21 protein-coding genes are annotated in these 22705 nt (G+C 46.0%); all 21 read right to left on the reverse strand.

Translation table 11 applies throughout. The features are described 5' to 3' along the window. Nucleotides 1–7 precede the first annotated feature (7 nt). Nucleotides 8–1957, reverse strand: coding sequence for a CotH kinase family protein (locus KNQ05_RS10760; RefSeq protein WP_214805369.1), 1950 nt, complete (start codon nucleotides 1955–1957; stop codon nucleotides 8–10). Nucleotides 1958–2056: 99 nt separating this feature from the next. Then, entirely contained in the window at nucleotides 2057–2740 is a 684-nt protein-coding gene (locus KNQ05_RS10765) for a DUF4956 domain-containing protein (protein WP_088838290.1), read from the reverse strand. A gap of 46 nt (nucleotides 2741–2786) precedes the next feature. Further along, entirely contained in the window at nucleotides 2787–3485 is a 699-nt protein-coding gene (locus tag KNQ05_RS10770; RefSeq protein ID WP_214805371.1) for a polyphosphate polymerase domain-containing protein, read from the reverse strand. Nucleotides 3486–3589: 104 nt separating this feature from the next. Continuing rightward, on the reverse strand, nucleotides 3590–4888 hold the full coding sequence (locus KNQ05_RS10775) for a sensor histidine kinase (protein ID WP_214770310.1): 1299 nt from the start codon (nucleotides 4886–4888) through the stop codon (nucleotides 3590–3592). Next, complete coding sequence (locus tag KNQ05_RS10780) at nucleotides 4885–5568, reverse strand: response regulator transcription factor (RefSeq protein ID WP_088838293.1); 684 nt, start codon at nucleotides 5566–5568, stop codon at nucleotides 4885–4887. Before KNQ05_RS10780 ends, KNQ05_RS10775 begins: the two co-directional genes overlap by 4 nt. Before the next feature lie 378 nt (nucleotides 5569–5946). After that, complete coding sequence (gene rlmH, locus KNQ05_RS10785; RefSeq protein ID WP_012371884.1) at nucleotides 5947–6426, reverse strand: 23S rRNA (pseudouridine(1915)-N(3))-methyltransferase RlmH; 480 nt, start codon at nucleotides 6424–6426, stop codon at nucleotides 5947–5949. Between the two features lie 72 nt (nucleotides 6427–6498). Further along, nucleotides 6499–6660, reverse strand: a complete 162-nt coding sequence (locus KNQ05_RS10790) for a CxxH/CxxC protein (RefSeq protein WP_084157652.1) — start codon at nucleotides 6658–6660, stop codon at nucleotides 6499–6501. A 369-nt stretch (nucleotides 6661–7029) separates the two neighbouring features. Next, nucleotides 7030–8325, reverse strand: coding sequence for a S1C family serine protease (locus KNQ05_RS10795; protein WP_088838294.1), 1296 nt, complete (start codon nucleotides 8323–8325; stop codon nucleotides 7030–7032). 107 nt (nucleotides 8326–8432) lie between these two features. Beyond that, nucleotides 8433–9224, reverse strand: coding sequence for an MBL fold metallo-hydrolase (locus KNQ05_RS10800; RefSeq protein WP_029332152.1), 792 nt, complete (start codon nucleotides 9222–9224; stop codon nucleotides 8433–8435). 10 nt (nucleotides 9225–9234) lie between these two features. Further along, nucleotides 9235–10071 carry a two-component system regulatory protein YycI gene (locus KNQ05_RS10805; protein WP_088838295.1) on the reverse strand — a complete coding sequence of 279 codons (837 nt, stop codon included), beginning with the start codon at nucleotides 10069–10071 and terminating at the stop codon, nucleotides 9235–9237. A 6-nt stretch (nucleotides 10072–10077) separates the two neighbouring features. Further along, on the reverse strand, nucleotides 10078–11394 hold the full coding sequence (locus KNQ05_RS10810) for a YycH family regulatory protein (RefSeq protein WP_088838296.1): 1317 nt from the start codon (nucleotides 11392–11394) through the stop codon (nucleotides 10078–10080). Beyond that, entirely contained in the window at nucleotides 11391–13238 is a 1848-nt protein-coding gene (walK, locus tag KNQ05_RS10815; protein ID WP_029332155.1) for a cell wall metabolism sensor histidine kinase WalK, read from the reverse strand. Before walK ends, KNQ05_RS10810 begins: the two co-directional genes overlap by 4 nt. A 2-nt stretch (nucleotides 13239–13240) precedes the next feature. Then, nucleotides 13241–13948: a response regulator YycF gene (gene yycF / locus KNQ05_RS10820; RefSeq protein WP_088838297.1), complete on the reverse strand. Its 708-nt coding sequence runs from the start codon at nucleotides 13946–13948 to the stop codon at nucleotides 13241–13243. Nucleotides 13949–14196: 248 nt separating this feature from the next. Continuing rightward, nucleotides 14197–15489 (reverse strand): adenylosuccinate synthase, encoded by a 1293-nt coding sequence (locus tag KNQ05_RS10825; protein WP_029332157.1) that lies wholly within the window; start codon nucleotides 15487–15489, stop codon nucleotides 14197–14199. A 933-nt stretch (nucleotides 15490–16422) separates the two neighbouring features. Then, nucleotides 16423–17775, reverse strand: coding sequence for a replicative DNA helicase (dnaB, locus tag KNQ05_RS10830; RefSeq protein WP_029332158.1), 1353 nt, complete (start codon nucleotides 17773–17775; stop codon nucleotides 16423–16425). A 19-nt stretch (nucleotides 17776–17794) separates the two neighbouring features. Continuing rightward, complete coding sequence (rplI, locus tag KNQ05_RS10835) at nucleotides 17795–18238, reverse strand: 50S ribosomal protein L9 (RefSeq protein WP_029332159.1); 444 nt, start codon at nucleotides 18236–18238, stop codon at nucleotides 17795–17797. After that, nucleotides 18235–20220 carry a DHH family phosphoesterase gene (locus KNQ05_RS10840; RefSeq protein ID WP_088838298.1) on the reverse strand — a complete coding sequence of 662 codons (1986 nt, stop codon included), beginning with the start codon at nucleotides 20218–20220 and terminating at the stop codon, nucleotides 18235–18237. The genes rplI and KNQ05_RS10840 overlap by 4 nt, the downstream gene beginning before the upstream one ends. Before the next feature lie 129 nt (nucleotides 20221–20349). Continuing rightward, nucleotides 20350–20580, reverse strand: coding sequence for a 30S ribosomal protein S18 (gene rpsR / locus KNQ05_RS10845; RefSeq protein ID WP_012371896.1), 231 nt, complete (start codon nucleotides 20578–20580; stop codon nucleotides 20350–20352). A gap of 47 nt (nucleotides 20581–20627) precedes the next feature. Then, a complete protein-coding gene (locus tag KNQ05_RS10850) occupies nucleotides 20628–21155 on the reverse strand; it encodes a single-stranded DNA-binding protein (protein ID WP_029332161.1) in 528 nt (175 codons plus the stop codon). 23 nt (nucleotides 21156–21178) lie between these two features. Beyond that, nucleotides 21179–21466, reverse strand: coding sequence for a 30S ribosomal protein S6 (rpsF, locus tag KNQ05_RS10855; RefSeq protein ID WP_012371898.1), 288 nt, complete (start codon nucleotides 21464–21466; stop codon nucleotides 21179–21181). A gap of 123 nt (nucleotides 21467–21589) precedes the next feature. Further along, nucleotides 21590–22690 (reverse strand): redox-regulated ATPase YchF, encoded by a 1101-nt coding sequence (ychF, locus tag KNQ05_RS10860; protein WP_214766217.1) that lies wholly within the window; start codon nucleotides 22688–22690, stop codon nucleotides 21590–21592. Nucleotides 22691–22705: the final 15 nt, after the last annotated feature.

Below are 22705 nucleotides of genomic sequence, written 5' to 3' on the forward strand. Positions count from 1 at the left end.
AAATGTTTTATCGTCCGATGCGACGAAAGGCAACAATCACACCGACTGAACTCATTAAGAATGCAAACAGAATATACGCATCGCTTTTCGTATAGTCTCCACTCGTTTCGTCACTGTCTGCATTGTTACTCGCTTCATTATTTAAGGGTTGATTGTTATTTGGATTTTCTCCATCAGCATTTTGAGGCGGTCCTTGTCCTTGTCCTTGTCCGCCCCCCATATTTTCATTGAGGTACGTCTTTTTCTCTTCAATCGTCATCGTCTCAAAATCATCTGGTAAGGCGATTGGCAGATTTCCAGATTGAATCTGTTCGACAAATTGATTAAATTCTTCATCTGTCATCGAGTTAATGTCGGGTCTTGGCCCCATATTCCCTCCTGGTTGTGCTGGTGCACCTTCTTCATTCGTAGTTTGTTTATTATTGTCTGGGGTTTGATTTGCAGCTGAATTGTTTTCAGCTACCTCGTCAGCGTCAACCACGAGTTCACCCGATAATTGAGCTAATATTGATTCACTGCGTTGTTTAGCAAACTCTGGGAGACTGTTTTCACCACTGACACCTTCTAAAAATTCTTCCGTTGTAAAGAATTTAGAAGGATCGCTGTCGACGTAGGGTTCTAATAAGATACCGAGCTTCGACGTAATAGACTCCACGTTTTCTTCAGTTAAAATTTCAGTCGCAATTTCTTCCAGATACTCCTCGTATTGCTTCGATAAGGTTTCGTCACTTAATAGTACGTTCAACAAAGGACGTTCAGATAAAGTTGTACCAGAAACGGGCTGATCTATGCTGAAGTTGATCGTGTCTTCACTTAATAATTCTCCAGCCTGCGTTCCGCCACCTTGATTCCCTCCACCTGCTTGAGGAGTTACCGGTTCTGCATCTGTATCAGACTCCTGCGTGGGCGGAACTTGTTCCGGTCTAGTTTCAGGAGCTGTTACTTCTTCACCTTGTGTGTCTGCACCATTTTGTGTAGCTTCTTCGCCCGGTCCGCCTTGACCACCGGGTCCACCCTGACCGCCACCACCCATGTTAAATCCACCAAACGACATATTATAATCCCAAGGTAAAATCGAAAATTCACCGTCTGCATCTTCGTAGAGATAATAATTATGCTTCAGTTGGCCTTGATAACTATCTAAGCTGACTAAAGACGTGTTCAGGGCAAAATAGCGGAGCATCTCATCCGTATTCAGGTAATCCTCATACCCCTCCCCTTCATTGATGGCTTTCAGCATCGAGATCAGTTCAGATTCGTCTACACTTTCTTCATTCATTTCAACTTCGATACCGTCATAATCTTCAAGTGAATCACTTATATAAACCAAATCACTACCTGTACCGTCCGGCTTATACAAGTACCCTTCCGTCGTATTATAATTTTGGGCGATAAACGTCTCGTCAATTGCTTCTACACCGAGCATCAGTCCATAGTATTCTCCATTCACCATGACCTTCATGTAGGCATGCTCCGGTGTCTCTATTCCCATTTGCTCCATCAATTCATAAGAAACAAACTCTTTCATTTGTGTCGTGTCACTAAAGTTGTTATTTAAATTGAGTTTGGATAGACCATAATAACTTTGATTGGAATCATAATAGTTAAAATCTACTTTTAAGCTATACCGGTCTGAATCTTCATCACGAGCAACTGATGTTAATGAGGAGTTTCCTTTTGTACGGATGGCTACATTCGAAACTTCTTCTCCATTAATCGTGATAGAAGCTTCTTTATACTCCTCCTCAAGCGGATTTTCAATCAAATCCTCCCATTCATCGTCATCCATTGAAATCTCAATAGTAGAAACTTCATCTTTATTAAACATGGTTTCGTCATACGAATACGCAGAATTTACTTTTTGTAGTTGAAATTCTTGAACCGTATAAAGGCTCCCCACTGTAAAGAAAATCGCAACGAGCATTAACGTGATAATCCATCTTTTTTTTATTAACATTTCCACCCCTCCATTACGTAAATCTTAAGTAATCCGTTTAATTGAAACAGCGGTGGCAGCAAGAGTTTTCTTGCTGCCACTTGAGGTTCTCTCTTTTAATTAGGCAGTAAAGTTCCCGTCGTAACTGATCATGACCGCTGATTGGACACCTTTCATATCTGAAAGTGTGTTTAAAAATTCCATATCGTCTTCTTTAACACGAATTTCGTAAGTCACCTCAAACTGATTACCGGGTAACACAGACTTTGATTTGACTGTATGTTTCTTCGCATAATTCTTGACGACATGATCCACTAATTCAATGACTGAATTTTCGTTATATTTGATAACAAGTAAATAAGGATTTTCGATTTTGATTTTATTCACAAACAAAATTAAAACTAGACCAATGGCGATAGAACCTAATACTGCCAGAGGAACGAATCCTGCTCCACATAAAATCCCGACTACGATTGCCCAGAAAAGATAAACAATGTCCATCGGATCTTTAATCGGTGTCCGGAAACGGACGATCGATAGCGCACCAACCATACCAAGAGACAACAAGACATTTGACGAAATCCCCATGATAATGAGTGAAGTCGCCATCGTCATGATAATCAGCGAGATGTTGAACGTATGAGAATAAATCACGCCGGCAAACGTCTTTTTATATACCGTGTAAATCAATAAACCTAAAATAAACGCTGCCACTAAACCGATCAAAGAATCAACAATTGAAAAGCTCGTTGTTTTCTCTAAAATATTGGACTTGAAAATATCATCAAAAGTTACATTTTCCATTTCTATTCCTCCAAATGACTAATCTTTTATACGTTAGTCTTTTTTATTATCCGTACATTCGACTCATTTGATATTTTGAATACGTTCCTTTTCGTCTGTTACCAATCTGAAGAAGTTTTTTTATGACATCCGGTAGAAATTCGTCATACTTAATTTCTAAAATGACGACATCCGGATTCGTTTCAATCATCGGCAAATCAAAATTGAGAACGTCATTATTTCGAAAACTGGTTTTGATATCGCTGTCAAACGTGACCCGGACATTCCCGTAATGATAAATGAACACTTCACGTTCATAATCCACTACGGTCATTGGTTTGATCTGGTACATCTTCATTTCAATATAGAGTTCACGAATCAACATTCGTTCATCATGTTCCATCCAAGAAATCTCGCCATTTCGCATGTCTTCATACTCTTCAATGCGAATACGACATTTTTGCTTGTACGTGAGATTATTACGCTTACTTTTCTTCTCCAAATGGAGAAGACTGATACGATGGTCATACAACCGCACACGAAATTTATCTCGGTCGTAGTATCCTTCTTTTTTTTGCGTTAGCACTTTATTATCGATGTTATCGAAATACACGCTTCGAATATGATATTTGCCTTCCTCGTTTGCATGAGGATCGACCTCCATAATGTGCTTCAATCGATGGCGAAGCAGGTAACAATCCATTTTTGATAGCTCGTGCTTAAGCTCCGTCCGCCCTTGTACACCATTCAACGTCTTTGCCTGCATAGCGTTCAACTCCCTTTTAATAACTTCCTCATGCCTTGATTATTAAAGATGAACCTTAAAAATTGCTTAAAGTTTTACGCGATTTGAACAAAAAAAAAAGGAAATCACAAATGCGTGATTTCCTTTTTAGGCAATTTAATTTGAAAAATACTTCCTTTTGATTCACCAGTATCGACTACTTTAATTGTGCCGCCATGACTAACGACAATCCAGTGGGCGATTGCTAAACCTAGACCGGTCCCACCGGTATCTCGTGTTCTCGCTTTATCTTCTCTAAAGAATCTTTCAAAAATTCGTTTTCTATTTTCTGGACTTATTCCAATGCCTGTATCACTTATTTCTATGATTATCTTATGTCCTTCCAGATATGTTTTCACCCCGATACTTCCATTTTCCGCGGTAAACTTTAATGCATTATCCAACAGGATGACGAACAGTTGATGCATCCTGCTCTTATCTGCTTCAATTTCTATCGGAGTATTTACATGAAGCCACATCGTTTTATCTTGCATTTCAGCAATTTCAAGATAGGGCTGACAGACACGTCGTACAAAATCATCTAAGTGGAACGTTTCTGTACTTAACAGGGTTTCCAATGAATCTGCACGGGCAAGCGTTAGCAAGTCGGTCGTCAGCTTCGACATGCGTCTTGTTTCAGATAAACTGAGTGCAATGCTCTCAAAAGAGTCTACAATTTTTTCATTAGGCTGGACCAATAACAATTCAAGCTTATTTTGAATGATCGTCAACGGGGTTCTTAACTCATGCGAAGCATTTTCCACAAATTCAGCCTGGCGATCCCAGGACTTAATGATTGGTTGCATTGTTTTTTTGGATAGTAAATAACTAATCGTAAGAGAAAGAACAATGCTTACAATTGAACAAATCAGTAAAATCCATCTGAAGTTTTCGGTTAGACTTTCTTCAGCATCTGTATTAATTAACAGTTGGGTGTAGGAAAAATCATCACTCTCATCATTCTCGTAAGACAAAGACCGAAAAGTATATTCATCCTTTAAGCGAACCTTCGTGACTTCATTCAAGGACTCTTCGTTAAAGTTTTGGTCTTCAAAATAATTTTGATAGAACTGCGTACCAATCTGATCTTCATTTACATTTTCGCCCTCACTATTCCACCGTAAGACAATGATTCGTGGATTTAACGGGGGCGCCAGCTGGTCCGGTTGCCCACGGTCAGCCGGCAGATTTTCTTGCTGATCTAAGTCTTCACGTTGTATTTTTTGTTTGAAATTATATAACTCCTCATCCGCTTTTTTATAAAGCGTACTTTGAACGAGTGTAAAAATAATCACGCTGAATATCGCAAAAATCAGCGTAAATGCAATAAAGTTCAACGACATAAACGTAAATTGCTGCTTGCTTATTATCTTGTTTTTATTCATGCGTCCTGACCTTCCTCGGATAACATATAACCTAATCCACGAAATGTCTTAATGTAACGATCGTAATCATATGCCTTTAATATTTTACGAAGATGACTTGTATAGACTTCGACGACTGTATTCGTCGTATCTGATTGAAAGCCCCAAATCCGGTCAAATATTTGTTCTTTCGTCACAATCGTTTCTTTGTTGTTAATGAGATACTCAAGTAGTTCAAATTGCTTTCGATTTAACTTAATCGACTCTCCGTTTAAAGTGGCAGTTTTAGTTTTTACATTCAGAATAAGCTCTTTAAACGAAATATTATTTTCTTTGAAATGCCCAATTGTCCTTCGAACGATTGCCTCTAACCGTAACAATAATTCTTCCCGGTGAAAGGGTTTCACTAAATAATCATCTGCACCTAGACGAAGACCCTGTATTTTATCATCAATCGCATCTTTAGCTGTTAAAATAATTACGGGTGTCGTGATGTCCTTTGACCGTAATGCCTGTAATACTTCGTATCCGTTCATAAGCGGCAACATCAAGTCTAAAATAATAATGTCATGGATGTTTTGCTCAGCTAAATAAAGCCCTTCTTCTCCGTCAAAGGCTTGAGAAGTTTCATATAATGTATTCGTAGACTCGACAATTGTATTGGACAGCATCACATCATCTTCAATAATTAGTATTTTCATAAGATCCTCACTTTTCAATTTAAACTTTATTCTGCACCACTGAGATTAGAGAAGAAACAATCTATTTCGCACGTGTAAAGTTTACCGTAAAAAAGATTGTATCAGACTAAAGATTAGACGGTATCATGATCCGATTAGAGTCGCTAAGTATGCTGATTTTAACTAAACCTTACATCCTTTATTTGATGTGTCTAACACCTTCTTAAAGGTTTGCAATTTTTTCATCTAGCGTAACACAATGAAATGCCATACAAATCAATTGCTTATTTTAATTTTGTAGACACAGAAAAAGGAGTTGTTTATTTGCACCCATATACCAAAAAAAGACCATCTGAAACGCTTCTTAACGTTTGAAATGGTCTTTCTTATCAACTCTATTCACTTATGATACGGCTCATTCCGATTAATCCGATATGCCCGATAAATCTGCTCACACAGAATCATCTTCATCAATTGATGGGGAAACGTCATCTTCGAGAAGGAAATCGTATCGTTCGCCCGCTGCATGACTTCCGGTGCGAGACCAAGCGATCCGCCGATGACAAACGCGATTTTGCTCTTGCCGTACGTCGCCAGTCGGTCGAGTTCTGTTGCAAACTGTTCACTTGTCCGTTGCTTTCCTTCGATAGCAAGTGCGTAGACATGAACGTCCGGTCCAATCTTCGCTAAAATCCGTTCGCCCTCTTTTTTCTTCACTTGTTGCATCTCGGCGTCACTCAATTGTTCCGGTGCTTTTTCGTCCGGGACCTCGATTTCTTGAATCGAACAATAGGCACCAAGCCGTTTCGTATATTCGGCAATCCCTTGCTTCAAGTACTTCTCTTTCAACTTTCCGACCGTAATAATGGTAATTTGCATCATTTTTCTCGCTTTCTGACAGAAAATTCAGGAGTTATCCACAGAGTTATCCACATGTCCACATGTTGATAATTATTTTTTGCTTGACACAAGATATGTTGCGGGCTGATCACAGTACTCACATGTGACCGTTTTTTCTGAATTCACTTCTTCCAAAATCGGGTATTCTTCCGTTTCATCAACCACTTCGTCAAGTGCTAACTCGACATGTTCCAAGCAGACGTATTTATCCACAGGTCTTCTCCTCCTTTTTAGTTATCCACAGTTATCCGCTACCAGTATAACAAAAATCGGCTTCTTCAACCGCTTAAAAGTTATCCACATGCGTGGTATTCTTGCTTCTTTTCGTTCCATGATTAAGCTGCTGCTCATCGTGTCGGCTGCACGCGACTCCTACAGGAAAAAGCACGGCTCGTCCGTGCTGTCAGAGGAAAACGAGACCCTGGCATCTGCCGTCAGGCAAGAAGCCAACGGCTCGTTCCTCGCCTGAGGAAAGCGCGTGACAGCACATCACGATGACTCTTTCTCTTTCTTTCATATGCCCATTCATATCCCCAAACAAAAAAACTACCCGTACATGTACGAGTAGTTAATCTGAATCTGTTATTGCACCGTCGCCGCTTGTGCCGACAACTTCACATCAAGGGACTGTTTATCCCCATTCCGGTAGAACGTCACTTTGACGGTCTGTCCGACTTTCGCATCACGGTACAGAACACTCTTGAGATCTGCAAATGAATTAATCTTTGTCCCGTCGATTTCGACGATGACGTCATTTGCTTTCATCCCTGCTTTTTCTGCTCCACTGTTGTTTGTCAGACCGACGACGACGATTCCTTTCGTCACGTCACTCGGCAGTTTCAGGCGGTCCTCACGGTAGCCGCTCGGGAACTCCTGGACGTCCCGAATCTGAATCCCGAGTTGCGGACGAATGACCTCACCGTTCTGTTCGAGGTCACGCATGATTGGTAACGCTTCGTTGATCGGAATCGCAAAACCGACACCTTCGACGCTTGCTTCCGCAATCTTCATCGAGTTGATTCCGATCAATTGACCGGACGTATTGATCAGTGCGCCACCCGAGTTCCCGGGGTTGATTGCCGCATCCGTCTGAATCACTTCCGTGTTGAAGTCCTGCTGGCCGTCCTTGTTCGTATCGACCGGCACCGTCCGTTCCTGGGCACTGATGACACCACGCGTGACCGAGTTTGCGAAGATTCCGAGCGGGTTGCCGATCGCGAGGACCGTTTCACCGGCACGTAACGTATCGGAGTCACCGATTTTCGCGACCTGTGTCACTTTTGCTGCATCGATGGATAAGACGGCTAAATCATACGTCGGATCTTCGCCGAGGACTTTCGCTTCGAGCGCCGTTCCGTCTGATAACGTGACCGACAAGCTGCTTGCCCCTTCAACGACGTGATAGTTCGTCACGACATAGGCTTTATTGCCATCTTTTTTATAGATGACGCCGGATCCTGCTCCTGTCTCTTGATCCGCACCGCGGAATGAACTTTGTAAATTCGTCACACTGACGACGGCTTCTTTCGTTTTACTGACGGCACCGACGATATCATTCTCGGCTTCCGTCGCTGTCGTCGCTGCCTGTTCCGTCGTCACCGTCGCGGCTGGTGTCGGACTCGTCATTTGATCACGGGCAAATGGCCAGGCGATCAAGGCAATCAGTAAGGCGCCGATGACGCCGCCGATTAAGCCGACAAAAAATGCTTTACCACCGCCACCACGCTTACGTGGAGGTTCGTCTGTTTCTTCATATGGTTCACGATAAGGACTGACCGGTTCTTCTTCAGTCGGTCGACGCGGTGGAAATCCGCTCTCCTCATCGGTCGATTGATTGATCTGTTCCGATTCATTCCGTGGTTCTTCAGGTCGATCCATCGGCACATGCCTCCTTCATAAACTCTCTTTACACAAGTATACCCCCATCACCTGGCAAGTTAGCCAAATGTGGGGGTCTTTTGAGCATATTCAGTAATTTCCCATAATCAGAGCTTCAGGAGTGGTGTCGGAATGACGGGATCGGTATCAAGCAGATGAATCTTGCTGAGGTCGACGTCCCGGCTCGCCAGTGTCTGGGAGACACTCATCCGGGCCAGTTCCTTCATGTTGTTGTCCTTGCTCAAATGGGCCATATGGATCCGTTTCGTCCGCTCGTCGAGCACCTCGCTCATCGCGACTGCCGCGTCTTCGTTCGAGACGTGACCGTAGTCGCCAAGGATTCGGCGTTTGACGCTCCACGGATAATGCCCCATCTGGAGCATCCCGATATCATGATTCGCTTCGAAGATGTAGGCATCGGCACCACGAATCGTCCCTTTCATCCGGTCCGAGACGTAGCCGGTATCCGTGATGTGAGCGAGTCGTTTCCCTTCATGGGCGAACTGGAAGAACATCGGATCGGCTGCGTCATGGCTGACGTTAAACGATTCGACTTCGATATCGCCGAACTGTTTCACTTCGCCGACTTCCCAGAGGAACTTCAAGGCGGGATCAATCTTGCCGATTTTTGCTTCCATCGCGTCCCATGTCTTTTGGTTCGCATAGAGCGGGATGTTGTACTTGCGGGCTAAGATGCCGACCCCTTTAATATGATCCGAGTGTTCATGGGTGACGAACAGCCCATCGATGCCTTCCGGTGACCGGTGAATCTGGTCGAACAATGCAAGCATCGCTTTTCCTGTCAATCCGGCATCGACGAGCAGCCGGCTTTGTTCACTTTCGATGTAGAGGGCATTTCCCGTCGAGCCGCTCGCAAGAACGCTATAGTGTAGGCTCATCGTGTATTCCTCATTTCTCTGAAACTGTATCGAGGCGTTCGATCGTCTGAACACCCCCGTCAATCGCGTTGACGAAATAAAGTTCTTCCCCGTCGAGTTCGATCTGCCACGTCGGCGGTAAAATCTGGACCGATTTTGTCCCTTCCGTCACGAGACAGAAATAGCCAAGCTTATGGCCTGTCATTTTTTTCGAGGCCGGGAAAAGACCTTGCTCCGACAATTGGATGACGGCTTCGCTCGCTGACAACAACGTCACGTCCTGTGCTTGGCGGACGACTTCGTTCAAGTGACGTTGCTTATAGCTGACGATTTCCTTGTCATCGTTCAGCTGCAGGACGAGCAGGGACGGACCAATCATCGCCTCATCGTCCCGTGATTGCTCCGGTGTCGAATACAGCGGTTGTCCTTTATACGTCTGCACGAACGTCATTTCATTTTGTTTATTATCAAACTTCCAAAACGTGTAGTCTGAACCGTGATTAACGGACGACTGGACGAATGAAGTCGCCGAGTCGCGCATCGCTTTTGCGTCGAGCGGTGACGGCTTCGACAACCGAACAGACCATTCGACCTGATTTTTGACTGATGTGATCGCATCTTTAATCGGTGAGCTCTCTTTGGGTGCCAGTGAGCTCGAATCGACTTCTGCCGTCAAATAACCGATGTCGCGAGACGCGGTCTGCAGTTGTTTTTCGTCAATCTTCCGATCTTTCAAAATCGTCTTTCCGGACGCCGTCGTCGCGACGATCCGTGGTTCAATCATCCGATCCATCAATTGAACGACCAGGTAGACGTTCAGGATGAGGAAAGTCAGAATCAACAACGTCTTTGCTTTACTCCAATCCATTCAACATTACCCCTCATTTCCAATTGCTTGATCGACTGTGCTCCATTCTCCATCCCGTTTGACGAACCATGCCGGTTCAAACAGGGCGTAGCGACTCGTCGCGATTTTGTATGTCATGCTGTAGCCGACTCGAATTCCGGTGATGTCCTGCATAAGGTCTGCTTGCTCCAGCTCTTTCACCGTCTGTTCAATCGTCGGTAACGTCGTTTCCTTTAACAAAAGTTTCCGGTCTGCCCGTAACATGCTCCGGCTGATCGACCGGATTTGATTTTCTTCGAACGTCATCTTGATCGTCGCTAAATCAAATTCTGGTTGTTCGAGCAACGGGCCAATTTCGCCGAAGACCGGATAACGATTCAAATAGAGACGGAAGATTGCCGTTTGTTGCTCTTCTTGACTACTCATTTGATCGAAGTAATAACGGAAGCCACTGCGTTGTGTGACTTGGTCGAGCCAGCCCCCATGAATATTGATGTAGCTGACGAGCGTACTGTAATCGACTGCCGTACTTTGTGTATTCGGTGACAGCGTGTTGAAACGATAGGCATTGTAATCCCGGTCGTACGTCGAGACGCTGACCCCATCCGTCAACACGTCGAGTCCGTCTCGTCCCTTGATTTGCTGCACATTCGTATTCGCTGTGAAGAACGCACTGCGAATCCGGTCGAGTGGTTTCGGGTCCTGTCCGACTTCGTCATAGACAAACACTTCTTCAAGACGAGGGGTCGCTGTTGCGACGTACGTGTAGTCACCACCTTTAAGCTCGACCTTCGTCATCGGTTTTTTCTTATCGTAGGCAAAGAGGCGTTTTAAGACTGTCTCGTCGCCGACCAATTGAAAGTCTTTAAAGCGACCAGTCGCTGACTCGAGCCGAAGAATCGGTCCGTCATAATCGAGCAGATAGAGCCGTTTAATCGGTTCAGCCATCGCAATCTCTTTTTCACCGAGTAGTTCTTCAAGCATCGCTGCCGTGACCGGTGTCGGGAAAATCATCTCGACACTCCGTTTGCTGAGCGGGATGTTTGACGCTTTATCCGTCAAGACGAGGACACCGATATCAAACGAAGCACCAATCCGGTTCAAAATCGTCCGCCCGATGATTTGTGTCTGATAGGCTTCCACGCCATTCGAATAGACGACGAGTTCGGGATTGACGAGCTGATTACTCTCAACCGTCTTTGAAGCATCAATCTCATTAAACGATACTTGTTCCTGCTCAATCGATTCACTACTTGGATGATATGTCCAAAGCATTGCCGTCTGAAAAATAGAACCACATACAAGTAGAATCAGCAGGGTCGTTTTCAGTCGTTGCTTCATCATCCGGCATCCACCTCTTCAATCACTTCATAAGGAAGGGTAAAGTAAATCGTCGTACCACGTCCCCATTCACTTTCTGCCCAAATGTCGCCGCCATGTGCCGAAACGACATCTTTCGCGATCGAGAGACCGAGACCTGTCCCACCAATCTTCCGTGCCCGTGCCTTATCGACACGATAGAAACGTTCGAAGATTTTTTGCAGGTTCGCTTTCGGAATCCCGACTCCCTCATCCTTGATGCTGATGACGATCCGTTTCGCCCGTAACATCGTCCGGACGGTAATCGTTCCGCCTTCCGGTGAATACTTGATCGCATTCGTCAAAATGTTATCGGCAACTTGAATCAACTTATCCTGGTCCCCACGAATATAAACTTTCCGTTTCATGATTTTCCGGCGGAAGCGAATCCGCTCCGGTTTTGTCATGTCATGACGATCGAGAATTTCATTAATGAACTGGATATAGTCGAAGCGCACTTTATTCATCTTGTATTCCTTACTATCCATTTTCGACAGTTGCAGGAGGTCTGTGACGAGACGAATCATCCGCTCCGTCTCATTTTGTGTCGTCTCAAGGAAGCGTGGTGCCAGTTCTTCGTCTTGATAGGCCCCTTCTGCGAGTGCTTCGAGATAACTCCGCATCGTCGTCAATGGAGTCCGGAGTTCGTGACTGACGTTCGCGACGAACTCGCGGCGGTCCTGTTCGACTTGCTCTTGTTCCGTGACGTCATGCAAGACGATGATCATTCCGGTAATCGGTCCACTGTGTTTCTTGACGGGCGAGAAGAACGCCCGGACGAGGAACAGTTCATCCTCACTACTGAAATCAAGCAAGCGTGGTGGCATTGTTCCGTCTTCCGGAATCATGAAGTCATCCCCGAGTGCGAGTAAATCCTTCAGATTCGTTCCGACCATGCCTGCCTCTTCGACGCCGACGATGTCTTTTGCCTGATCGTTCATCAAGATGACACGGAGCGTCCGGTCCGTTGCGATCACACCGTCCGTCATGTTTTCGAGGACGCTCGTCAACTTCCGTCGTTCCGCTTCCGTCGTCGCGTTTGCTTCGAGCAACTCGTCGGTCAATTCGTTGAACGACCGGGCCAGCTGTCCGATTTCGTCATCGGAATAGACTTTTACTTTCCGGGAGAAGTTCCCCCGGCGCATCTCAATCGCTTGTCGACGCATGTCGGAAATCGGTCGCGTGATCGTTCGAGATAACAGCACCCCGAGAATCGACGTGATGACAAGTGCAATCACTGTTCCCGTCGCTAGAATGCGGGTGACCTGTTGCATCTGTGAATAGATCGACTCCATCGATGCCCGGACATAAATCATCCCGATCGTCGAACCATCACCTTCTGACGTGACAGGTACGGCGAAGATTCGGATTTTATCTTCATTCGGATCAAGGACGGTATCGATTCGGGTCGAACTCGTCGCCTGTGCTTTTTTGATTAACGAGTTTGTCGCCCGTTGCCCCACCGCCGACTGGTTGTCCTCATCCGACGTCGCTTGAATGACAGAATCCTGGTCGATGATTTGGACTTCGAGAATGTCGTTCCTTGAAGTGGAGCCACTACTAAACTCAGACAGCAGCTGCCCAAGAGACTCAGACAACTGCCGTTTAGAGGCTTCATCATCGCCTGCCTTATCAAATTCCTTCCCGACATTGTAAGCTACAAGTCCGGCTCGGTCCTCGACAGATTTTGAGAAGTTTGTAATGTACTGCTTTTCAAGGGAACGAACGAAATAGACTCCAATGACTTGCATCGCGACTAAAATCAGTAACGCGTAAATGACGACAAGTTTCCACTGGATGGATTTAAAGAAGTTCGTTCCTTTTAACATAGTTATTCATTCTCCCCATCTTGGAGATAATAACCGACACCACGACGTGTCATGATATAAATGGGTGTACTCGGGTTGTCTTCGACTTTCTCACGTAGACGGCGTACCGTCACATCGACCGTCCGAACGTCGCCGAAGTAATCATAGCCCCAGACTGTCTGAAGAAGATGTTCGCGCGTCATGACTTGTCCGATGTTCTTCGCTAAATAATGCAACAGTTCGAATTCACGTTGTGTGAGTTCGATTTTTTCTTCACGCTTCGTGACCGTATGCGAATTCAAATGAATCGTCAACTCACCAATCGTAATATCATCAGGGTCATCACTGACTGGTTTTTCATCACGTCCTCGTTTTCGCATGTTCGCTTTGACACGTGCGAGTAGCTCGCGTGAACTAAATGGTTTCGTTACGTAATCATCCGCACCGAGTTCCAGTCCGAGTACTTTATCGATTTCTGAGTCTTTTGCCGTCAACATGATGATGGGTGTCTCAAGTGTTTTTCGGACTTCACGACAGACTTCCATCCCATCCATTAAAGGCAGCATGATGTCGAGCAAGATCAAGTCTGGTTTGAATTCCTCGACCTTCTCAAGTGCTTCAACGCCATCATTGGCAACAGCGACGCTGTAACCTTCTTTTTCAAGTTTAAATTTTAATATATCCGCAATCGGTTGTTCGTCGTCGACGACGAGTATTCTACGTTCCGTCAATGGGTGTTCCCCCTTAAAAAATTTCTATTCAATCTATTTTACCTGTTTTTTCGGCATATAGAAAGGTGGCGACGGAAACTACCGACGCCACACCTCTACCATTCAACCGATTTCATGTGGAACGTTCCACGTGAAACATTACTTTTAGTATACGCTCTTATCCTTTTGTTTGTGAATTATTTCGCTTATCAAAAGATATAAAAAAACAGGTGCGGCACCGATTGATGCCACGCCTGTTTGTATTCGACTTATGCTTCTTCGTAAAGATCACGAAGGACGACTGTCTGCTCGCGACCTGGTCCGACCGAGAACGTGACGAGTGAAATGTTCGTCAAATCTGCGATCCGTTTTACGTAGTTTTGAGCATTGATTGGAAGGTCTTCAAACTTACGAATCCCTGTAATATCTTCTTTCCAACCCGGTAACTCTTCGTAGACCGGGACACACGCTTCAAGATCACGGAAGCTTGCTGGGTACTCATCGATTTGTTTTCCGTTGAATTCGTATGATGTACAAATCTTCAAGGTTTCAATCCCCGTCAAGACATCGATCGAGTTCAAGGACAGGTCTGTCAAACCACTCGTCCGACGTGAGTGACGAACGACAACCGAGTCGAACCAACCGACGCGACGCGGACGACCTGTCGTCGTACCATATTCGCGACCGACTTCACGGATGTGATGACCGATTTCATCGAACAATTCCGTTGGGAACGGACCATCACCAACACGTGACGTATAGGCCTTACAGACACCGACGACGTGGTCGATACGAGCAGGACCGACACCGACACCTGACGCGACGCCACCCGCTGAAGCATTTGATGATGTGACGAACGGATACGTTCCGTGGTCGAGATCGAGCAAGACACCTTGCGCTCCTTCGAACAACACTTTTTCCCCTTTATCGAGGCTATCGTTGACGACGACTGATGTATCGCAGACATACTTCGCGAATTCTTGACCATACGCGTAGTATTCTTCAAAGATATCATCAAAGGCAATCGGCTCTGCGTCGTACATTTTCGTAAACATCCGGTTCTTCTGTTCAAGCACGATTTGAAGTTTTTCAGCGAACGTTTCTTTATCGAGTAAGTCTGCCATCCGGATCCCGATCCGTGCTGCTTTATCCATGTAGCACGGTCCGATTCCTTTCAGCGTCGTTCCGACTTTCGCGTCGCCTTTTGCTTCTTCTTCGAGCTGATCTTGCAATTGATGGTATGGCAAGATAACATGAGCACGATTTGAAATTAATAAGTTATCCGTAGAAACACCACGATCGTGCAGATACTTTAATTCCTTGACGAGCGATTTCGGATTGACGACTAGGCCATTTCCGATGACACATTTCTTGTCTGAGTAAAAGATCCCTGAAGGAATCAAGTGTAACTTATACGTCTCATTATTGAATACGATTGTATGTCCTGCATTGTCCCCACCTTGATAACGAGCGACGACATCGGCTTTTTTCGAAAGGAAATCGGTAATTTTACCTTTCCCTTCGTCGCCCCACTGTGTTCCGACTACTACTACTGATGACATATTCTCATCCACCTCCACGTACGATTCAAAACCACGACTAAGTGTAACGCGGAAAAAAACAGAAGTCAATCAAATACCGAACAATTAATTAATGTATTTCTGTTTCGTTCGTTTAATTACTCCTTTCTGCTTCCTTTTTTCCTTTACTTTCAAGATATCGAAACATAATGATTCTTCCCGATGACTTCGTTTGTCCAAATCGTTATGCTTCCTTTATGTGCTTTACTCTCGTCTTGTTTATCAAAATCGGGGAGCTAGGCTACAGACAAGCTCATATCGAAACCTTTTACATACGCCTGCCGCGCTTTTCCTCTCCGAATCGACTTCTGAGCGGCAATCCCTTGCGCCGCTTCGCTTCGCTGCAGGGTCGCGCCTGATTGCTGTTCGTTCGAAAGCGATTCAATTCGGAACGCGCGACTCAACAAATCGATCCCCAATGATCCATACGACCCGCTACACAAGCCAACCGTTTCGCTTTTCGTGACTCCTACGGGAAAAAGTGCAAGATTTCTTGCACTGTCAGAGGCAGGCAAGACCCTGCTCCGTGTTCGTCAGAACAAAGGGGCAACGGCTTGCGCCTCGCCCGAGGAAAGCACGAGAAGAAAGAAACGGTTGTCAGCTCACCTCGTTCATAAAACACGCTACCCACATGCTTCGCTTTTCGTGACTCCTACGGGAAAAAGCACAAGACGTCTTGTGCTGTCAGAGGCAGGCAAGACCCTGCTTCGTGTTCGTCAGAACGAAGGAGCAACGGCTTGCGCCTCGCCCGAGGAAAGCACGAGAAGAAAGACACGGTTGTCAGAAAGCAGAAAGCAAAAAGCCCCGTTCACAACATTGAATTTATCTTGTCCACACGTGAACTAAACTAACACCCTAGTCATGATTTTCTACAAACAAAAACACCCCGACCTGGTTAGATCGAGGTGTTGCTTGTTACGCCGGTGGAGCGTACGAATTACTCGGCTCAAGATCGACGAATTTATTAAATTCTTTCCGGAAAGCGAGTTTAACCGTACCGGTCGGACCATTCCGCTGTTTCGCGATGATGATCTCGATCGTATTCGCATCTTCCGTTTCTTTGTTGTAGTAATCGTCCCGGTATAAGAAGGCGACGATATCCGCATCTTGCTCAATCGCCCCTGATTCCCGGATATCCGACATCATCGGTCGTTTATCTTGACGACTCTCCACACCACGCGAGAGCTGCGATAAGGCGATGACCGGCACTTCGAGTTCACGTGCGAGCGACTTTAAGGAACGGGAAATCTCCGAGACTTCCTGTTGACGGTTGTCGCTTGAGCGACCGTTCCCTTGAATCAACTGCAAGTAATCAATCATGATCATGCCGAGTCCGTGCTCTTGCTTTAAGCGACGACACTTCGCCCGGATATCATTGACACGAATCCCTGGCGTATCATCGATGTAAATCCCTGCTTGTGACAAACTACTCATCGCGAGCGACAGTTTACCCCAATCTTCATCTTCGAGTTGCCCCGTCCGGAGACGTTGCGCATCGACGTTGCCTTCTGCACAGAGCATCCGCATGACGAGTTGTTCCGCACCCATCTCAAGACTAAAGATGGCAACATTCTCGTCGGCACGGGTGGCAACGTTTTGCGAGATGTTCAAGGCGAATGCCGTCTTCCCGACAGACGGACGGGCGGCGACGATGATTAAATCGTTACGCTGGAACCCGGCCGTCACTTGATCGAGGTCGCGGAAGCCGGTCGGAATCCCGGTCGTTTCACCGCTTTGCTTATGCAATTTATCAATCGTCGCATACGCGCTCGTCAAGACGTCAGAAATCGGGATAAAGCTTGCGCTCCCCTTGCCTTGCGATACTTCAAGAATCTTCCGTTCTGCCTCATTCAGCAGCACATCGACTTCATTTTGTCGTTCGTACCCGTCTGTGACGATTTCATTCGCTGTCCGGATTAAACGGCGGAGCGTTGATTTTTGGTCGACGACATTGACGTAATAATTGATATTCGCTGCTGTCGGGACACCTTCCGCAAGCTCACCGAGATAGGCAAGCCCGCCGATTTCTTCTAAGACACCGAGCGTACTCAGTTCCGCCGTGACTGTGACAAGATCGATTGCTTCGCCACGGTCCGACAACACGAGCATCGCTTCAAAAATCCGTTGGTGTGCCGCCCGATAAAAATCGTGTGGCAATAATCGTTCGGACGCACTGATCAATCGATCAGCATCAATCATGATCGCCCCAAGGACGGCTTGTTCCGCCTCGATACTTTGGGGTGGCGTATTTTGCATTACATCACTCATCACCGATCCCCTTTTCTAATCACGCTTCTTTGACCTGAACGTTTAGCGTCGCTGTGACTTCATTGTGCAGTTTTAACGGCACTTTCGTGAATCCGAGGGCTTTGATCGGGTGTTCAAGCTCGATTTTACGTTTGTCGATTTTGTAACCCATGCTCTTCAATGCTTCTGCAATTTGTTTACTCGTGACTGAACCGAAGACACGACCGCCTTCGCCCGCTTTCGTCGAAACGACAATCGTTTCTTTTTCAATCTTCTCTTTTAACGCTTCCGCGTCGAGCAATGCTTGTTTCGCTTGCTCTGCTGCTTTACGTTCATGTGCTTCATGTTGTTTTAAGTTCCCTGTTGTCGCGGGACGCGCTAATTTCTTTTTGAATAACACATTGTTCGCGTATGCATCTGCGACTTCTTTCACGTCTCCTGCTTTACCTTGTCCTTTAACGTCTTGCAATAAAATAACTTTCATTCGATTTCCTCTCCTTTTGTTTCATCTTCTAGATAACGATCGATTGCTTGTCTTAATTCATCCGCGACCGTGATGATCGATTCTGCCATCTGCGTCGCCGCATTCGTTAAGTGACCACCGCCACCTAACGTCTCCATGATTAACTGGACATTGACCTCACCGAGCGACCGGGCACTGATTGCCGTCCGACCATCTTGGAGCTCAGCGATGACGAAGGCGGCACGGATTCCTTGTAAAGATAACAGTTGATCCGCCGTTTGGGCGATCAAGACTTGATCATGGATGACCCCCGGCTCCGCTGTCGCGATCGCCATACCGGCCTTATAGATTTCCGTCCGCTCGAGAATATGCGACTGTTCGACATACGTCTCGAGGTTTTGACTAAGGAACTCTTGGACGAGGACCGTGTCTGCGCCTTGCGAACGCAAGTAGGAGGCCGCATCAAACGTCCGCGAGCCTGTCCGGATCGTAAAGCCTTTCGTGTCGACGATGATTCCTGCAAGTAACGCCGTCGCTTCAAGCATTGACAGCTTTTCGTTCGTCGGTTGGTATTCAATCAACTCTGTGACGAGTTCTGACGTCGAAGATGCATATGGTTCAAGATAGACGAGCACTGGCTCCTCGATGAAATCTTCTCCGCGACGATGATGATCGATGACGACCATTCGTTCGAACTGATCCAGTAATGCCGGAACGACGACAAGCGACGGTTTATGCGTGTCGACGATAATCAATAACGCTTGATCGTCGACGAGTTGCTCAGCTTGGAACGAATTGATGAAACGCGACTCCAGTTTCTCGTCTTCACTGATTTCCGACATCATCCGTCGAATCCCTTGACCGATTTCTGCATCCGGTAATACGATATGCGCTTCCTTATCGTTCATCTCGGCAAGCTTGAGAATACCAATCGATGCTCCAAGTGAATCCATGTCAGGATTTCGGTGACCCATGACGAGGATTCGACTTGATTCCTGCATCAAGTCACGCAACGAATTGGCGATGACCCGTGCCCGGACACGCGTCCGTTTTTCCGTCGGATTCGTTTTCCCACCATAAAAGCGGACTTTCCCGTCACGTTTGATGACGACCTGGTCGCCCCCGCGTCCGAGTGCTAAGTCAAGACTCGACTGCGCCATCTGACCGAGAACAGGTATGGCGTCACTGCCACAGCCAATTCCGATCGACAGCGTTAATTGCACCCCACGTTGACTCGTCTCGTCTCGGACAATGTCTAAGATGGAAAACTTCGTCCGCTCAAGAATCCGTAGATTCTCTTCTGTCGTCACGACAAAGTACCGGTCTGAGGCGGTACGTTTTATATAGGTGCCGTGATCCGCCGCCCAATGATTCAATAACTGGGTGACCCGACTATTTAATTCACTTCTTAATTGATCTTCAATCCCCTGCGTCATCTCATCATAGTTATCGAGATAAATGACGCCGATGACGGTTTGATTGTCGACGAGTTGTTGTTCAACTTGCGCCTCTTCTGTCATATCAAATAGATAGAACGTCCGATTTTCACGATTCGAGAAGACACGATAGACGGACTCACCAATCTCAAGTGTCGCTTGATCTTCATCCGTCGCCATCATTTCAACGAACAAGGGATCGAGATCGAGTAACAGATGCCCCATTGCCAAGTCGTCGAAGATTTCACGCATCGGATCATTGAACCATGTGACGTGCGTTTCCTCATCATATAGTAAGATTCCAATCGGCATATTCGTCAAAGCATCTTGCCCTGTATCCTCGACTTGAATCGATATTCTTTCGACATATGCTTCCCAGGACTTTCGTGCCCGCTGCTCTTCTAATAGATGAAGGACAAAAAGAACAGTCGTCACGAACGCACCAATTGCTGCGATGATTGGATTACTAATTGCGACGACGAGAAGTAGACCGACGATTAATAGATACGGAACGAAGCGAACAACCCGCCGTTCCCGTTCTGATGATACTTGTTGACCTGACTCCATCGCGTCCTCCTTAAATACTTCTAATTAAAAATTCGTTAACTTGTTTATTATAACCGAAAAATAGGACCGGTTGAAAGGGAAGCGAAAAAAAGCGCCCCTCCTTCGAAAAGGAAAAGCGCTTCACCGTAATCAGTCAGCTACGTATGGGATTAAAGCCATTTGACGTGAACGTTTGATTGCGATTGTAAGTGGACGTTGGTATTTCGCTGAAGTACCAGTCACACGACGTGGAAGAATCTTACCGCGTTCCGAAATGAAACGTTTGAGAAGTTCTACGTCTTTATAATCGATATGAGTGATGTGGTTCGACGTGAAGTAACATACTTTACGACGACGTTTTCCACCTGGACGACGTGCCATGTGATTAACCTCCTTTTTAGAGTAAATTTTTCAGTCCAACGTTCCCATTAGAATGGGAGATCGTCGTCTGAAAGATCGATCGAACTTCCACCGCTGAACGGATCAGCGCCGAAGCCCGAGTTCGATGAAGATGAAGCGGGTGCTGGCGAGGAAGAGTTGTTCTGCTGTTGCTGTGAACCCCATCCTGCAGCATTCCCGTTTCCACCTGTATTTGAATTCGAAGAATAGCTGTCACTATCTGAAGAACGGCTTGCATTGCGTGATTCTAGGAATCGAACACTATCCGCGACGACTTCAGCACGATATCGACGTTGACCCTCTTTATCGTCATAACTGCTAATCTGTAGGCGACCCTCGACACCTGCGAGACTACCTTTTTTCAAATACTGAGCAACGTTCTCTGCTTGCTTGCGCCATACGACGCAATCGATGAAATCAGCTTCTCGCTTCCCATCTTGTCCCGTAAATGGACGGTCACATGCGAGTGTGAATCGCGTTACCGCAATCCCGCTCTGCGTATAACGCATTTCAGGGTCACGAGTTAACCGACCGACTAAAACGACGCGGTTAATCATCAGAATCACTCTCCTGTTTCAGCTTATTTCTCGTCTTTTGTGATCATTAAGCGAACGATATCGTCACTGATCTTCATGAGACGGTCAAGTTCTTTAGTAGCTGCTGGTTCAGCAGTCACGTTAAGAAGAACATAGAATCCTTCACGCATATCATTGATTTCGTAAGCGAAACGACGTTTACCCATTTCAGTTGTTTTTTCAACTGTACCACCGTTGTCAGTGAGGACTTTGTTGAAACGCTCAACTAGAGCTTTTCGTGCTTCCTCATCAACTTCCGGACGGATGATGTAAAGTACTTCGTATTTACGCATATCTGTCACCTCCTCTTGGACTGGCGGCTCGATTCATCGAGCAAGGAGCAATAATTCATTACTCACATTTGTTAATACTATCAAAGTATTTTGGTTTATGCAATAACGATTCGTTCGCTCTGCTTAAACGTTGAAGCGGAATGTGACAACATCGCCATCTTGGAAGACATATTCTTTACCTTCAGAACGGTAACGTCCTTGTTCTTTGACTGTCGCCATGTTTCCAGCTGCTGCTAAGTCATCGTATGCGACAACTTCAGCACGGATGAATCCACGTTCGAAGTCAGAGTGGATGACACCGGCACATTGTGGTGCTTTCATCCCTTTTTTGAACGTCCAGGCACGAACTTCTTTTTCGCCCGCTGTGAAGTATGTCGCGAGACCGAGCGTGTTATAGGCTGCATGGATCAATTGATCGAGACCTGACTCTTCGATTCCGAGGTCAACGAGGAACTCTTGACGTTCTTCCGGTTCGAGTTCAGCGATTTCTTCTTCGATCCGGGCACAGATGATGATGACTTCCGCCCCTTCTTTTGCTGCAAACTCACGGACGAGACGAACGTTTTCGTTACTATCTGCATCCGCGACTTCATCTTCACCGACGTTTGCGACATAAAGCATCGGTTTCATCGTCAACAATTGGAAGTGTTTCACGATTGCCGCTTGATCTTCGTTTAATTCTGCAAGACGTGCTGGTTTTTCGTCTTCGAGCAATGCGAGGACGATTTCAAGTGCTTCGAGTTCGCCTGCTGCGTTTTTATCACGTGACTTGACTTGTTTTTGGACACGTTGGATCCGTTTTTCAACCAATTCGAGATCGGCCAAAATCAACTCGAGGTTGATTGTTTCGATATCATCGATCGGTGATACTTTACCTGAGACGTGTGTGATGTTTTCGTCGATGAAGCAACGGACGACCTGACAAATCGCATCGACTTCACGAATGTTTGCTAAGAATTTATTTCCTAATCCTTCACCCTTTGACGCGCCTTTGACGATTCCCGCGATATCCGTGAATTCGAATGCTGTCGGGATGGTCTTCTTCGGGTTGACGAGTTCTGTCAATTTACGAAGACGTGCATCGGGTACTTCGACGACACCTACGTTCGGATCGATTGTTGCGAACGGATAGTTCGCCGCCTCGACACCTGCTTGAGTAATTGCGTTAAAAAGTGTTGATTTTCCTACGTTTGGTAAGCCAACGATTCCTGCTGTTAATCCCACTTGGAATTCCTCCTT

Origin of the sequence: Exiguobacterium sp. s125, from assembly GCF_018618605.1 — a bacterium.
Lineage (GTDB): Bacteria > Bacillota > Bacilli > Exiguobacteriales > Exiguobacteriaceae > Exiguobacterium_A > Exiguobacterium_A oxidotolerans.

Coding starts and splice junctions, on each gene's coding strand:
- KNQ05_RS10780 (WP_088838293.1), bottom strand. CDS start 5,568: ATGAAAATACTAATTATTGAAGATGATGTGATGCTGTCCAATACAATT.
- KNQ05_RS10765 (WP_088838290.1), bottom strand. CDS start 2,740: ATGGAAAATGTAACTTTTGATGATATTTTCAAGTCCAATATTTTAGAG.
- rlmH (WP_012371884.1), bottom strand. CDS start 6,426: ATGCAAATTACCATTATTACGGTCGGAAAGTTGAAAGAGAAGTACTTG.
- dnaB (WP_029332158.1), bottom strand. CDS start 17,775: ATGAGTGATGTAATGCAAAATACGCCACCCCAAAGTATCGAGGCGGAA.
- walK (WP_029332155.1), bottom strand. CDS start 13,238: ATGTTAAAAGGAACGAACTTCTTTAAATCCATCCAGTGGAAACTTGTC.
- KNQ05_RS10775 (WP_214770310.1), bottom strand. CDS start 4,888: ATGAATAAAAACAAGATAATAAGCAAGCAGCAATTTACGTTTATGTCG.
- KNQ05_RS10840 (WP_088838298.1), bottom strand. CDS start 20,220: ATGGAGTCAGGTCAACAAGTATCATCAGAACGGGAACGGCGGGTTGTT.
- KNQ05_RS10770 (WP_214805371.1), bottom strand. CDS start 3,485: ATGCAGGCAAAGACGTTGAATGGTGTACAAGGGCGGACGGAGCTTAAG.
- KNQ05_RS10795 (WP_088838294.1), bottom strand. CDS start 8,325: ATGGATCGACCTGAAGAACCACGGAATGAATCGGAACAGATCAATCAA.
- rpsR (WP_012371896.1), bottom strand. CDS start 20,580: ATGGCACGTCGTCCAGGTGGAAAACGTCGTCGTAAAGTATGTTACTTC.
- KNQ05_RS10805 (WP_088838295.1), bottom strand. CDS start 10,071: ATGGATTGGAGTAAAGCAAAGACGTTGTTGATTCTGACTTTCCTCATC.
- KNQ05_RS10850 (WP_029332161.1), bottom strand. CDS start 21,155: ATGATTAACCGCGTCGTTTTAGTCGGTCGGTTAACTCGTGACCCTGAA.
- rplI (WP_029332159.1), bottom strand. CDS start 18,238: ATGAAAGTTATTTTATTGCAAGACGTTAAAGGACAAGGTAAAGCAGGA.
- KNQ05_RS10810 (WP_088838296.1), bottom strand. CDS start 11,394: ATGATGAAGCAACGACTGAAAACGACCCTGCTGATTCTACTTGTATGT.
- KNQ05_RS10825 (WP_029332157.1), bottom strand. CDS start 15,489: ATGTCATCAGTAGTAGTAGTCGGAACACAGTGGGGCGACGAAGGGAAA.
- KNQ05_RS10800 (WP_029332152.1), bottom strand. CDS start 9,224: ATGAGCCTACACTATAGCGTTCTTGCGAGCGGCTCGACGGGAAATGCC.
- KNQ05_RS10760 (WP_214805369.1), bottom strand. CDS start 1,957: ATGTTAATAAAAAAAAGATGGATTATCACGTTAATGCTCGTTGCGATT.
- rpsF (WP_012371898.1), bottom strand. CDS start 21,466: ATGCGTAAATACGAAGTACTTTACATCATCCGTCCGGAAGTTGATGAG.